This window comes from Flavobacterium sp., from assembly GCF_004295795.1.
Taxonomy (GTDB): Bacteria; Bacteroidota; Bacteroidia; order Flavobacteriales; family Flavobacteriaceae; genus Flavobacterium.
The window spans coordinates 1-13,337 of record NZ_SEBR01000029.1; the positions used below are offsets into that span (position 1 = coordinate 1).

11 protein-coding genes are annotated in these 13,337 nt (G+C 46.6%); 6 read left to right on the forward strand and 5 right to left on the reverse strand.

The features are described from left to right. Window positions 1-1,030 precede the first annotated feature (1,030 nt). Genes EOO49_RS17525 through EOO49_RS17535 form a run of 3 tightly spaced genes read left to right on the forward strand, consistent with a single transcriptional unit; the run spans window position 1,031 to window position 4,392 of the window. Window positions 1,031-2,008, forward strand: a complete 978-nt coding sequence (locus EOO49_RS17525; RefSeq protein WP_290848084.1) for a GNAT family N-acetyltransferase — start codon at window positions 1,031-1,033, stop codon at window positions 2,006-2,008. Beyond that, window positions 2,005-3,102 carry a DegT/DnrJ/EryC1/StrS aminotransferase family protein gene (locus EOO49_RS17530; protein ID WP_290848087.1) on the forward strand — a complete coding sequence of 366 codons (1,098 nt, stop codon included), beginning with the start codon at window positions 2,005-2,007 and terminating at the stop codon, window positions 3,100-3,102. Before EOO49_RS17525 ends, EOO49_RS17530 begins: the two co-directional genes overlap by 4 nt. After that, window positions 3,103-4,392, forward strand: coding sequence for an O-antigen translocase (locus EOO49_RS17535; RefSeq protein ID WP_290848089.1), 1,290 nt, complete (start codon window positions 3,103-3,105; stop codon window positions 4,390-4,392). Here the strand turns inward: EOO49_RS17535 and EOO49_RS17540 are convergent. Beyond that, window positions 4,332-5,999 carry a hypothetical protein gene (locus EOO49_RS17540; RefSeq protein ID WP_290848091.1) on the reverse strand — a complete coding sequence of 556 codons (1,668 nt, stop codon included), beginning with the start codon at window positions 5,997-5,999 and terminating at the stop codon, window positions 4,332-4,334. The genes EOO49_RS17535 and EOO49_RS17540 overlap by 61 nt on opposite strands. A gap of 83 nt (window positions 6,000-6,082) precedes the next feature. Between EOO49_RS17540 and EOO49_RS17545 the strand changes: the two genes are divergently transcribed. Beyond that, window positions 6,083-7,624 carry an NAD(P)/FAD-dependent oxidoreductase gene (locus tag EOO49_RS17545; RefSeq protein ID WP_290848093.1) on the forward strand — a complete coding sequence of 514 codons (1,542 nt, stop codon included), beginning with the start codon at window positions 6,083-6,085 and terminating at the stop codon, window positions 7,622-7,624. A gap of 121 nt (window positions 7,625-7,745) precedes the next feature. On the opposite strand, the gene EOO49_RS17550 is transcribed toward EOO49_RS17545, so the two are convergent. Then, on the reverse strand, window positions 7,746-8,888 hold the full coding sequence (locus EOO49_RS17550; RefSeq protein WP_290848095.1) for a glycosyltransferase: 1,143 nt from the start codon (window positions 8,886-8,888) through the stop codon (window positions 7,746-7,748). Between the two features lie 40 nt (window positions 8,889-8,928). Here EOO49_RS17550 and EOO49_RS17555 point away from each other — a divergent pair, with 40 nt between their 5' ends. Further along, complete coding sequence (locus tag EOO49_RS17555; protein ID WP_290848097.1) at window positions 8,929-10,005, forward strand: glycosyltransferase; 1,077 nt, start codon at window positions 8,929-8,931, stop codon at window positions 10,003-10,005. Further along, complete coding sequence (locus EOO49_RS17560) at window positions 10,002-10,394, forward strand: FdtA/QdtA family cupin domain-containing protein (protein ID WP_290848099.1); 393 nt, start codon at window positions 10,002-10,004, stop codon at window positions 10,392-10,394. Before EOO49_RS17555 ends, EOO49_RS17560 begins: the two co-directional genes overlap by 4 nt. Here EOO49_RS17560 and EOO49_RS17565 read toward each other — a convergent pair. The 3 genes from EOO49_RS17565 to EOO49_RS17575 all read right to left on the reverse strand — a co-directional run bounded on the left by EOO49_RS17565 (window position 10,388) and on the right by EOO49_RS17575 (window position 12,989). After that, window positions 10,388-11,329 carry a glycosyltransferase family 2 protein gene (locus EOO49_RS17565; protein WP_290848101.1) on the reverse strand — a complete coding sequence of 314 codons (942 nt, stop codon included), beginning with the start codon at window positions 11,327-11,329 and terminating at the stop codon, window positions 10,388-10,390. The genes EOO49_RS17560 and EOO49_RS17565 overlap by 7 nt on opposite strands. After that, window positions 11,329-12,213 (reverse strand): glycosyltransferase, encoded by an 885-nt coding sequence (locus EOO49_RS17570; protein ID WP_290848103.1) that lies wholly within the window; start codon window positions 12,211-12,213, stop codon window positions 11,329-11,331. The genes EOO49_RS17565 and EOO49_RS17570 overlap by 1 nt, the downstream gene beginning before the upstream one ends. 92 nt (window positions 12,214-12,305) lie before the next feature. Then, window positions 12,306-12,989: an ATP-binding cassette domain-containing protein gene (locus EOO49_RS17575; protein WP_290848130.1), complete on the reverse strand. Its 684-nt coding sequence runs from the start codon at window positions 12,987-12,989 to the stop codon at window positions 12,306-12,308. Between the last annotated feature and the right edge of the window lie 348 nt (window positions 12,990-13,337).

Sequence of the window (13,337 nt, forward strand, 5' to 3'; positions counted from 1 at the left end):
CCTGCCAGCGGGGCTTACTTTTGCCTCGCCGCAAAAGTAACAAAAAGGCTCGCGGCACGACCGATTTTGGCGACCTGACAGCCTTGGAAATTCGGGAATTAAAGGAACTCGCGGGAAGCTTTTCTCGAAACGACTTTTTCTTTGGTCGCTCAAACAGCCTTTAATTCCGCGAATTTCCAAGACGTCAGGTGCCCGCCAAAACGCTCAAATGCCGGACTAATCGGAAAGTGTCTATTGACATTTTTCCTCCGCTTTCGCTATGGAAAAATGTGTCTCCGTAACACCTTTTTTCCTCAGTCGCAAATATCGTTTCCATAACGTCGTCGCCGGAAACTTCTGGCGTTGAGAGCCCGCGCTCCGAAACATCCGAGAACCTTCGAAAGTCCATTGGAAGCCGCATTTGCCTAAGACCTAACAAATCTCTGAGATTTGTTAGGTCTGGCCGAAGTTCGGAGAAAAAACCGGGAGTTGGTTACAGATTTTCTGTAGAAAATGTTAAAGGTTTTTGATCCGAAGGGTTGTTTTGTGCCAACGTAAATCCAAGATTCCCAACCAAAGCTAACCGATTGTCACCGTCAAAGACACACCCGTTTTTCGCTACGGAGCCAACCGAGAAGTTCTCGCAAACAAAAAAATTCCTGCGGAGCCAATTTTTAGCGCAGCGAAGCAAGCTAAAAAGCAAATGAACACTTCCAATTAGTCCGCGGCCTAAGCACAAAACGCGGGCACCTGACGTCTTGAAATTTGGTAAAAAAGAGGCGTCAACGGTTCAGTGAATTGTTCGCCTCTTTTCCAAATTTCAAGGCTGTCAGGTCGCGTTTTTGGTTCGAGCCGCAAGGCATTTTTGCTTCTTTTGTTGCCAGACAAAAGAAGTCCCCGCCGGACAGGCGACGAACGAAATTCAAAGCACGCGACGGCGCAGCCGTCGAAAAAACACGGCAGCGCAGCTGCCGCAAACGCACGACGGCGCAGCCGGCGAAAAAACAAAAAAAAAGAAGAAAAATCCCTACTTTGCAATCAAAACCACCCCTTGACCAATTTCAAAGTAAAACGCTACAAACCCGACGATTCCAAAATTTGGAGCGACTTCATCCGCAAGTCGAAAAACGGAACGTTTTTGTTTGAACGTGGTTTTATGGACTATCACGCGGACAGATTCCCAGACTTTTCCCTGTTGGTATACGACAAAAACCAACTTTTGGCGGTTTTTCCAGCAAACCAAAAAGAAAACCTCGTCCAATCGCATTGGGGATTGACCTACGGCGGACTTGTCTACGACGAAAAAACCAAACTCAAGGAAGTGATTTTTGCGTTGGAAGCCATTCTCGAATTCTTGTCACGAAACGGAATCGAACGCCTGCAAATCAAGACGATTCCAACGATCTATCACAAATTTCCGTCAGATGAGATGCTTTATGCCTTGTTCAACGCCGACGCCAAGTTGATTCGACGCGACTCTTTGTCGGTTATCGATCTTGGCCAGCCGTTTTGCATCTCAAAAACCCGACGCGAAAGCATCCGACGCGGTCAAAAAAACAACCTCGAAATTCGCGAGGAAGCCAATTTCAGACTGTTCTGGGAAGAGATCCTGATTCCAAATCTTGACGCGAAACATCAGATAAAACCCGTGCATTCACTGTCGGAGATCGAACTTTTACATTCGCGTTTTCCGGAAAACATCCGCCATTTCAATGTTTATGCAGATGGAAAAATCGTGGCCGGAACTACGGTTTTCGTCACCGACACAGTTGCGCATCCGCAATATATTTCAGGCAATCCGCAAAAAAACGAACTCGGTTCTCTCGATTTCCTGTACCATTTCCTGATAACCGACGTTTTCAAGGACAAGAAGTATTTCGACTTTGGAATTTCGAACGAAAATCAAGGCACGAAACTCAACGAAGGCCTTGTTTTCTGGAAAGAAAGTTTCGGCGCGGGCACGATCACGCAGGATTTTTACGAAGTCGAAACGGCAAGTTTCCGGTTGCTTCAAAACGTATTGCTATGATAAAATTTCTCGATCTGCAAAAAATCAACGACAGGCATCGCGTTGAATTCCGAGCGAAACTCGACGGCATTCTCGACAAAGGCTGGTTGATTTTGGGAGACGAAACCAAGCGGTTCGAACAGGATTTTGCGGCGTATTGCGGCACGCGCCATTGCATCGGAGTCGGCAACGGATTAGACGCGCTGGTGTTGATTTTCCGCGCATTCCTCGAACTTGGAAAATTGAATCCTGGAGACGAAATCATCGTTCCGGCCAACACATTCATCGCTTCGATGCTGGCAATCGAGCAAGCCGGATTGAAAACGGTTTTGGTCGAACCAGAGCTCGATTCGTTCAATCTCGACGCATCCGAAGTAGAAAAAAACATCAACCCGAACACCAAAGCCATTCTCGCGGTCCATCTTTACGGACAATTGGCGAACATGCAAAAATTGTCCGAAATCGCCCAAAAACACGATCTGCTTGTGATCGAGGACGCGGCACAGGCACAAGGTGCGAGCCGGAACGGGCAAAAAGCCGGAAGTTTTGGACACGCGTCGGCATTTTCGTTCTATCCCGCGAAAAACCTCGGCGCTCTGGGCGATGCGGGCGCGATTACGACAAACGACGACAAACTTTCGGATGCCATTTTCAGACTCCGGAATTATGGATCGGACAAAAAATACATCCACCAAACCAAAGGCGTGAATTCGAGATTGGACGAAATGCAAGCGGCGTTCCTGAACGTGAAATTGCCGATTTTGGATGCCGATAATCAGTCGCGACAGCGAATTGCGAATAGGTACCTGTCTGAAATTTCGAATGCCAAAATTGCGCTTCCAGCTTACTGTCGCGACAACTCCCACGTGTTCCATCTGTTTGTTATCAGAATTGAAAATCGCGAGCGATTGCAAGAATATCTTTCCCAAAAAGGAATCGAGACGCAAATCCATTATCCGGTCGCGCCTCACAAACAGCAAGCGTTCGCAGAATGGAGCCGACTTTCGCTTCCGATAACCGAGAAAATCCACTGTGAAGTACTGAGTTTGCCGATAAGTCCGGTGCTGGACGAAAACGATGTGAGTCAGGTCATTGCGGCTCTAAACGCTTGGTAAATGGGCGTTCCTAAAAAAATAGTACAATCGGGATTGTTGCGTGCCACATCGCTTAACGGCTTGAGTGTGCTCGTCAAGATCGCGATCGGTTTTGCGACTTCCAAGGTGATCGCAGTCTTTCTGGGATCGTCCGGAATGGCGCTGATTGGCAATTTGCGCAACTTTTTGACGTCTCTCGAAGGCGTGTCAACATTGGGCTTGCAAAACGGAATCGTCAAGTATGTGGCCGAAAGCAAATCGTCCCAAAGTGATCTGAAACGTGTGGTTTCTACCGTTTTCCTGACTTTGATTTGCGTCGTGATCGTATGCAGTGCGGCACTTTTCGTTTTCGCGGATTTTTGGGGCCGATGGATTTTTGAGTCCGAGCAATCGTATGCCCAAGTGTTCAGGATTTTCGCGCTCGCACTTCCGTTTTACGCATTTTCGATCGTGCTGATTGCCATTCTGAACGGACTTGGCGATTACAAAAAAGTGATTTGGGCGAACATTTTAGGAAATATTTTGGGGCTCGCGATATCGATTTGGTGCATTGTCGGATATGAACTTTTAGGCGCTTTGGTCGCGATTGTCCTAAGCCCGAGTTTGCTTTTTTTCGTCTCGTTGGCATATCTCAAAAAAGAGGTCAAAATCCTGTCGTTGCTCTCCGTTTCGGCTTTCGATTTGTCGCTGCTCAAAAAACTCGGTTCGTTTTCGTTGATGGCGCTTTTTTCGGCCGTTGTCGTGCCTTTGGTTTACCTGCAAATCCGACAGGAAACCATTGTGGTTTACGGAAAGGACGCGGCCGGACAATGGGAAGCCATGACGCGAATTTCGTCTTATTACATGCTTTTTGTATCGACTTTGGTGTCGGTTTATTTTCTTCCGAAGTTGGTTTTGGCTCGCGATAATCGAAGCGTCAAAACAATTTTTCTCGACTATTTCAAAACCGTGATGCCGCTGTTTTTCGTCGGAACGATCGTTTTGTACCTGCTTCGGGATTTGATCGTGATCCTGCTTTTCACCGATGATTTCTTGCAAGTTGAAAAACTGTTCTTTTTCCAGCTTCTGGGCGACGTTTTCCGGTCGGCTTCGATGATTTTGGGCTGTCTTTTCATCGCGAGAAAAATGACGAAAGCTTTCTTTTTTACCGAAATTCTGTCGCTCGCGGTTTTGTATCTGACAAGCCATTTTTTGCTGTCGGATTATGGGATTTCCGGATTGGTCGCGGCTCACGCCATAACTTACGCGATTTATTTTGTGGTCTTGATCGGATATTTCCGCAAGGTGTTCACGAGTTCCGATGCCTCGTAAACCCAAAAATGATTCGCCTTTTCGATTGGTTTTTGGTTTTTCAGCAGATAATTCGCGTATCGGCTGAAATCGTCCTTGTCGTCTTTAGGATCGAGATACATTTCCCCGTTCACGAATGATTTTTCCAGGAATATATAGTTGGCATCACGCGGTGTCGCTCTCAAAAATGCATCGGTTTCGTTCTTGAGTTCAAACGTCGTAGGCCAGTCGGCGCCAAGCGGATTTCGGTCATCGAACAAATAGTAAGCCTGTGGCAAACTCGGAGCGACGACGTATTTTCCGGCATATTTGTGACGCAAATCCTTCAATTCGGACAATTTCTCCAAGTTGACTCGAGAGGAAATCACCCAAGCCAATTTAGGGCTAACCGAACCTAAATCGTATTCGAGTTTCGAGAAATCAGATTCGCGGTAGCGCGAGAAATTCCCGATTAGCAAAAAGGCGCAAATAGGTGCGCAACTCATCAAATACAAACGTTTCACGTGATGTTGACCAATGTCGTCGAACATCAGGACCAAATACGAAAATGCCAGCGCATGCACGAACAGGACCGGAAACGGAAAACCTTTGCTCAAGCCCGCGCACCAAGCGATTCCAACCAAAGTCGCCAACGGGAAATAACGGGCTATGCGTGGCTTTCTCCACTTCGTTTTTCTCCAGAAAGCGATTTTTACCGCGATCAGCAAGACCGTAGCCGAAGTCGCAAATCCAAAAACGGGAATCGCAACGAAAGCAGATAAAAAAGTGGCAAAAGAAAACCATTTCAAAACCGAAATCATTGACGGGAAGCGGTTTCCGGAGTTCACGAAAGCGAAAATCACAGACATCAAAAAAAGCGCAAGCCACACGAATTTGGTCTGGAACACATTCAGATAGGCGAGAAGTCCCAAATCAATGAAGTCGCGCGAATTCCCGGTTCCTGCGATTTGGGATATAAAGTCCGGCAAAGACGAAATCGAGACGAAATATCCGATGAAAAAAGCCGAAAACAGTCCGAGGAAAGTTGTGAACCAAAGCGCTTTTTTCCATCCGAAACACAAGAAAATCCAAATGGCGAAAAAGATCGGGACAAAGTAGAAAGATTGTTTCGTTCCCGCCGAAATTACACACAAAAAAGCGGTCAAAGCCAACGTTGGAAGCTTTGGGAGTTTTGTCCGCGAAAGCGTGAAAAAAGCGGCCGAGGCGAACAGGATCCCGTCGACCGTAAACCAAGGATCAGGATAGATCGCGCCTGTCGACAGGATGAATCCGACGAGCATCGCGCCCCATTTCGAGATTCGGAAACGCTTCAGGTTGTAAAGTTTGTCCAGTCCGTCGACCACGAAATAAACCTGCAAGGCAAAAAGCAGATATCCGATGGCGCGAGTGACGTAAACCTGGCCATAATCGGGTAAAATTGACATGATCCATCCGTGGAAATAAGCCGTGACAGGCGGACGCACGCTCAAAAAATCGGCGAAAGCCCGCTCTCCGTTTGCCACGCGCCAACTTTGTGCCGTGACGAATCCGGTGTCCCAATTCTCGAATCCGAAGCGGGCGAAAAAAAGGCAATAGCACGACACGGCGGCAAAAAACGCGAGACGATACAACTTGGCGGCTTGGCTCATGGATAAGTTTCTCGTCCAAATATATCGAATCGCTCCAAAAGGTTCGGGAAAAAGTGTAGTTTTGGAAACCCGAAAAAAACCGCGTGGAACCCAAAAAAGCCATCATAATCGGAGGCGGACCGGCCGGACTGACCGCCGCATACGAACTGCTAAAACACACCGAAATCGTTCCGATCGTGCTCGAAATGAGCGAGTATTGGGGCGGAATTTCGCGAACCGTCGATTACAAAGGCAACAAGATCGACATTGGCGGCCACCGTTTTTTTTCGAAATCGGATGTCGTGATGCAATGGTGGAACGGGATTTTGCCGATCTACTCTGAAAATTCCGACGTAAAACTGACTTACAGGAACGCGACTACAAATGTAAAGATAGCCGCGAATGCCGAAGCTGCGGGCGACAAGGTCATGCTTGTGCGCAAACGCAAATCGCGTATTTTCTTCAACCACAAATTTTTCGATTACCCCATTTCGTTGACGCCGAAAACCGTTGCCAAAATCGGGTATTTCAATACTTTCCTGATCGGAGTCAGCTATCTCAAATCGGTGGTTTTTCCTATAAAAGATACGAAAACGCTGGATGAGTTTTTCATCAGCCGATTCGGGAAACGGCTGTACGAGATGTTTTTCAAGGATTATACCGAGAAAGTCTGGGGCATTCCGTGTTCGCAAATTTCGGCCGAATGGGGCGCGCAACGCATCAAAGGTCTCTCGATAAGGAAGACGATCGCGCATTATTTGCGTGGCATTTTCGGCAAAGGCAACGACGTGAACCAAAAAAACACCGAAACTTCGCTGATCGAATATTTCCTGTATCCGAAATTCGGGCCCGGGCAACTTTGGGAAGAAGTCGCCGAAATCGTTTCGGGAAAAGGCGCGCAATTGCGTCAGGACTCGAAAGTCGTCGGTTTGAAAACAGATGGAAATTCGGTGAAATCGGTATCGGTCAAAAATCTCAAAACGGGCGAAATCGACGAAATTCACGGCGATTATGTGATTTCGACAATGCCCGTGAAAGAACTTATCGCGAATCTGCAAGCCGATATTCCTAAAAATGTCTCCGAAATCGCCAGCGGCCTTTTGTACAGGGATTTCATCACCGTCGGATTACTGCTGAAAAACATCAATTTCGAGCTCGAAGACAACTGGATCTACATTCAGGAACCCTATGTGAAGGTCGGCAGATTGCAGGTTTTCAACAATTGGAGTCCGTTTTTGGTCAAAGAAAAAGATACGACTTGGGTCGGACTGGAATATTTCTGCAATGAAAACGACGCGATCTGGGAGAAATCCGAAAAGGAAATGGCCGAACTTGCCATTGCCGAAATGATCGAGCTCGGATTCATCTCAAAACCCGAAGATGTACTCGATTCGACCGTAATAAAAATGCCAAAAACGTATCCGGCCTACTTCGGATCATACGAAAGATTCGACGAAATCAAGTCTTTCGTGAACCAATTCGACAATCTGTTTTTGGTAGGAAGAAACGGCATGCACAAATACAACAATCAGGACCATTCGATGTTGACCGCGATTCAGGCGGTCCAGAATATCAAGAATGGCGTTTTGGACAAGGAGAATATCTGGTCGATCAATACCGAGCAGGAATATCATGAGGAGAAATAGCGCTTGGAAATTTCAAATTCCAAATTCCAAAATCCAAATTCCAATTCCGATAGCTATCGGGACAAATCCCAGAATTTAGCTTCGTGGATTGCCTAAATGGAAAAACGAGAAGCTCGGATTTTTACGACGTTTTCCAGTAATCGAGATAACGTTGGGCAATCGATTTGTAGTCGTGGTCGCGTTCGATGAAGGCTCGCGCGCGTTCTCCCAAAGCCGCGATTTTCCATGGATTTTCAATGAATTCGCACAGTTGTTCGGCGATTTTTTCGGCGTCGGGCAAAGCGTTTATCGCGACTCTTTCCGATAATTTGTAGTGCGAATAAAACTCCGATTCCGCGCCCGTGAAAACCACTTTTCCTCTCGCCATCGCTTCCAAAGCATTATAACCCTGATCGAACGCAAACACTTGATCCAGCACGATATGCGCTTTTTTCAAATGTTCGATGTATTCGGAATAAGGCAAACTGTTCACGGTTTCGATCGCGACTTTATCGCCGAATTTGGCTTTCACGATCTCTAGCGCTTTATCGAAATATTTCCCGCCTTTTTTGACCGAACTGTATTTGTTCGCCCCGTAAAAAATGGTGATGGGATAATTGGCCGATAAGGGTTTGAACGCGATTTTGTCCGTGTTTACGGGATTTGGGATCAAGGTCGTATCGATTCCGGCTTCGTCCAGAACGAGTTTGTAATCAAGGTCAGACGTGAGCAAACCCGAGACATTTTGGGAGACGAATTCGTAAAGTTTCCGATATTTCTCCGAAGTGTATTTCAGCGTGTAGCGATAGTAAGGCTCTAGATTTTTATCCCTGAAATACGGCGTCATCACAGAATAACGCTGCTTGTTTTGGAGCAATTCGTCGATTACGGGCGTTTCGTCACCGCAAATCAGCAGGAACGATTTTTTGTTTTGGGCGAACAGTTTTTTGTAAAGCTCGATTTCGAGTTTCGGAAACGTTTCGATCGCGTCGGAGTTGATCAATTGCACGACATCGTAACCTTTCAATTCCGGAAGCAATTTCTTGAAACGACGGCCTTTTTCAAAGCTTTCCAGCGCGAATCCGAAGCATTTGGTGGTGATTTTGGACACGAATCCGAGAAAAACCGAACCGCCGACCGTTTTTGCCGCAATCGACAAATCGACGGGAAAATTCTTGAAATCGTCTCCGCTTCCAACCAAAGTGACCTCGTGGCCAAGCGCGAGAAGCCCTTCTTTGAGCGAATTGTGCAACCTGCTGAATTCTCCTACGAGCAGTATCCTCATAAATTGGATTATATTTGTTCAAATGTAAGTAAACTCGTGCATGCGGTCACTCAAAATTTGCCTTGTCGGAAACAGTTTGTCGTTTGGCGGAGCCGATAAAATCCACGCGGTATTGTCGAATTATCTGGCTTCGGAAGGTTTTGAAGTGCACAACATCATCTTTATCGACGCGATTTCCTACGACTTTTCGGGCGAAATCCTGAACTTGGGCAAGACATACAAAACCGGAGGCGTTTTTGAGGTTCTGAAGCGTTTCAGGATGATTTCAAAGTATCTCAAAAAACACGAATTTGACTACATAATCGATTTCCGGAGCCATCACAAACCTTTGCGCGAATTCGTTCTGACAAGGCTGATGTCTCGCTATCGCTACATTCCGACGGTTCACAGCTTCAACACCGAATGGTATTTTACCCCAAATGATTTTGTCGCCAAGCGGATTTTTTCCAAAGCACATAAAATCGTATGTGTCGCATCGGAAATTGAATCGAAGGTAAAGTCCGAATACGGCTATCAAAATGTGATGACAATTCCGAATCCTTTGGAAATCGCCAAAATCCAGAAGCTTTCATCCGAAGAGATCGGGCAAGATTCCCGATACATTCTCGCCGCCGGACGAATGGCCGAAGACGACCACAAGCAATTTGCGAAATTGATCGACGCTTTCGCGGATTCGGATCTGCCCAAAAACAACTTCAAGCTCTTGATTCTGGGCGACGGACCGCTTCGGAAACAACTTGAGACTTCGTGTGGAAAACGGAATTTACCCGTGATTTTCAAAGGTTTTGTACAAAATCCCTATCCGTATCTCAAAACAGCAGATTTTGTCGTGCTCACAAGCAAATTCGAGGGTTTGCCGAATATTCTCGCCGAAGCTTTGGCCGTTGGAACACCTGTCGTATCTTTCGACTGCAAATCGGGTCCGCGCGAGTTGATTGCGCACAAACAAAACGGTCTGCTCGTGCCAAACCAAAATTGGGACGAATTCGTGAAAAGCCTGAACCTGATATCTGAAAACAACGAATTGCGTCACTACTGCGCCTCGAACGCCGAAGCCAGTATCCGGAAATTCGAGGTTTCGAGCATCGGACAAATCTGGAAAGAATTACTCAAATGAACATCGAACTCATACAAATTCCCGTCATAGAAGACTTTCGCGGCAACATCGGCGTGGTCGAAAAAGACACGATTCCATTCGAAATCAAGCGCGTCTATTACCTGTTCGACGTGCCAAGCAGCGCCTCGAGAGGCGGACACGCACACAAGGAACAATCGGCCTTGCTCGTGCCGCTTTCGGGAAGTTTCGACGTTGTTTTACACGACGGAAAGCAAAGTAAAACCGTAACCTTGAACAAGCCTGACAAAGGTCTTCTGATTCCTAGAAATACTTGGCGCGAACTTGAGAATTTCTCGTCCGGAGCGGTTTGTATGGTGATTTCCTCGGGTGAATTCGACGAGGACGACTACATTCGCGATTTCGACGATTTCCGAAACGCCAATCAGTGATAAGCCGAAACTTCGACGTTTTTCGATTCGAGGAATTTCTTGAAACGGTAAAGCGAGCGCAAGGCGAAAGTTGGCGAAGCGAGCAAAAGTTTTGTTTTGGCCGATAGGTTTTCAGGCGCGATTGCACGTCTGTAAAAATCGAATCTTTTGTCGCCGGCGAGTTTCATCTTCAACGCAAATTCCGATCGGTACAAGTCCAGGAAACGCTTGAGTGATTTGTTGTTTTTTTCTTCGGATGAAAATTTGTCGAGTAGTGCGAACGCCCGGTTTTTTGTCTGCGTAAGCGACATTCTGTTATCGGCCGACAAATTGTGGAAAGCCGAAATTCCGGAGTCGAAAGCGACCGGATGTTTCAAAGCGATCCGAATCCACAAATCGAGATCTTCGCCCGCACCAAGCGTGATGTTTTCGTCGAAATTTCCCACTTCATCCAAAACCTTTTTCGCAACCGCGACCGCCGAAGTCCACGCAATCCTGTCCAGGTAACTCGAATGGAAAAAATCAGGGACGATGCCGCGCCACGGGAATTTGGGCAAACCGATGAATTCAGGCACGCGATTTCTGGTTTCCGAATAAAATCGGACGTAATTCACGCAATACAATCCGGCTTGACCGAAGTCGCGGTAAAGATCGAAAAGTTGTTGTAAGTGCTGCGGTTTCCACCAATCGTCGGCATCCAAAAAAGCAATAAGTTCACCTTTCGCCCGTGAAATCCCAAAATTTCTGGCTGCCGAAACACCGCGATTTTGGGTCTTGAAATAGCGGATACGAAAATCGTCCAACGACAAAACCTCAGATTCGCTTTCGTCGGTCGAACCATCGTTGACGACAAGGAGTTCGAAATCGTCGAAAGTTTGCGCCAACGCCGATTCCAACGTCTTTCGAATGTGGCGTTCCTTGTTGAAAAGCGGTATGATTACGGATATTTTCGGCATCAGTCGGGAATCGAGCAAAGATAACCGATTCTATAAACGTCATACCAGAACAGCGAAGGTTTGGATTTCGAGATTTCCTTGAGAATTGATTTCCGTGTCAAGTTGAAGAAATTCCGCACGAAAAAATCGAGTCGTGACTTTTTGAGGAATTCGTAATAGCGGCCCATTTTTACATAATCGGATGAAATTTTCCGTTCAGACAAAAGCAATTTCAAAGCCAAAAGCGACTCGTGTTCCTTTTTCAACATTATCTCAAAACTGTCGAGTCCGAGGTGGAAAACCGGATTTTCAATATGGGAAACCGCAAGTCCGTATTGTTTCATCTGATAGGAAAAAACCGTATCCTCGTGCCTTAAATTGGGCAAAGTCTCGTCGAATTTTACCTGTTCGAAAAGCGTCTTCGGGATCGCGAAATTCAACGACAAAAAGGCCAGATAAGGATTTTTGCTGCGATTTTCAGCCGAAAGGGCTTCCCGACTTTTGCCGTAAGTCCAACGCAGAATCTTGTCCGGAGAAGGTTTTTCGTTCGAATAACGGATGCCGCCGTTTATCGCTTTTTCGCCTTTTTTGATTTCCGAAAGATAGTTTCCGATGAAGTTTTGGGTTGTCGGAAACGTATCCGCATCCAGAAACAACAACCAGTCAAACCTGGCTTTTTTGGCGAGTAAATTCCTGATTTTGCTGCGTCCGATGTTTTGCGAAAGCATCTCGTACGAGCAATTTGTAAGCGAATTGATGCGACTGTTCTCCGAAATGAATCCGCCTGAAGCATCGTCCACGACCAAAATCTCGAAATCGATTTGCGCCAGCACGCATTGTCGGTTGACTTCGGCCACCAACGCAAAAATGTTGTAGTTATATGTAGGAATCAGTATGGAGAGCATGAACAATTACCGTATACGAATGATTATACTGAAACGCTGGTCGTCGCGCGCGATTGCTCAGGCACTTTGGCACTCAAGTACTCAGGCACTTTTTATACCGTTCGCTGTACAACTTCGAAAAGTGTATTGTTGTCACACTTGAGCGTTTTCGACGGAAATTTGAGCAACAATGCATAATCGTGAGTGGCCATGATGACGGCTTTCCCGTTCGCGTTGATTTTTCGCAAAACTTCCATGACCTCGACAGACGTTTGCGGATCGAGATTTCCGGTGGGTTCATCGGCCAGAATCAACTCCGGATCGTTGAGCAAGGCTCTCGCAATCGCAATACGCTGTTGCTCGCCACCCGAAATCTGGTGCGGCATTTTGTTGGCCTTGGCGCGCATCCCAACGCGATCCAATACTTCGTCGATCTTGTCCTGCATTTCGCGTTTGTCCTTCCATCCGGTGGCGCCGAGCACGAAAATCATGTTCTCGTTGATCGAACGGTCGGGCAGAAGTTTGAAATCCTGAAAAACGATCCCGATTTTTCGTCTCAGGAACGGAATCTGTGACTGCTTGAGCTTGGCCAGATCGAAATCGACGATGCTCGCCGCGCCTTCCTTCAAAGGCAAATCGCCGTAAAGCGTCTTCATGAACGAGCTTTTTCCTGTTCCGGTTTTTCCGATGATGTAAATGAATTCGCCTTCATTGACCTCGAGATTCACGTTTGACAATACGACGCGATCGTCCTGGAAAATGGTGACGTTTTGAAGGGAAACGATTGGTTCTGGCATGGAATGGAATTGTTTGACGGTAAAAGTAAAGGTGAAATGTCCAAATTCCAAATTCCGAATTCCAAAATCTTGGACGATAAGTGAAATCAGTTGGAATGATTTGCTTTTTTGTACTTTAAAATGGTTCCTTGCTTTTGCTTCTGCTACTACTGCTACTACTGCTGCTACTACTGCTGCTGCTACTGCTACTGCTACTGCTACTGCTACTGCTACTGCCACCGCCACTGCTTCTGCTACTGCCACCGCCACTGCTTCCACCACCAAAATCAACAACCTTCATTTAACAAAAACTACAGATTATCTGTAAACGACATATTTTGGGATTTCCGAACTTTGCCAATACGGGGA

What these genes read in the sequence shown, in the direction of transcription:
- EOO49_RS17530 (WP_290848087.1), top strand. Translation starts at nt 2,005, where the DNA reads ATGATAAAATTTCTCGATCTGCAAAAAATCAACGACAGGCATCGCGTT.
- EOO49_RS17535 (WP_290848089.1), top strand. Translation starts at nt 3,103, where the DNA reads ATGGGCGTTCCTAAAAAAATAGTACAATCGGGATTGTTGCGTGCCACA.
- EOO49_RS17540 (WP_290848091.1), bottom strand. Translation starts at nt 5,999, where the DNA reads ATGAGCCAAGCCGCCAAGTTGTATCGTCTCGCGTTTTTTGCCGCCGTG.
- EOO49_RS17550 (WP_290848095.1), bottom strand. Translation starts at nt 8,888, where the DNA reads ATGAGGATACTGCTCGTAGGAGAATTCAGCAGGTTGCACAATTCGCTC.
- EOO49_RS17555 (WP_290848097.1), top strand. Translation starts at nt 8,929, where the DNA reads ATGCGGTCACTCAAAATTTGCCTTGTCGGAAACAGTTTGTCGTTTGGC.
- EOO49_RS17560 (WP_290848099.1), top strand. Translation starts at nt 10,002, where the DNA reads ATGAACATCGAACTCATACAAATTCCCGTCATAGAAGACTTTCGCGGC.
- EOO49_RS17565 (WP_290848101.1), bottom strand. Translation starts at nt 11,329, where the DNA reads ATGCCGAAAATATCCGTAATCATACCGCTTTTCAACAAGGAACGCCAC.
- EOO49_RS17570 (WP_290848103.1), bottom strand. Translation starts at nt 12,213, where the DNA reads ATGCTCTCCATACTGATTCCTACATATAACTACAACATTTTTGCGTTG.
- EOO49_RS17575 (WP_290848130.1), bottom strand. Translation starts at nt 12,989, where the DNA reads ATGCCAGAACCAATCGTTTCCCTTCAAAACGTCACCATTTTCCAGGAC.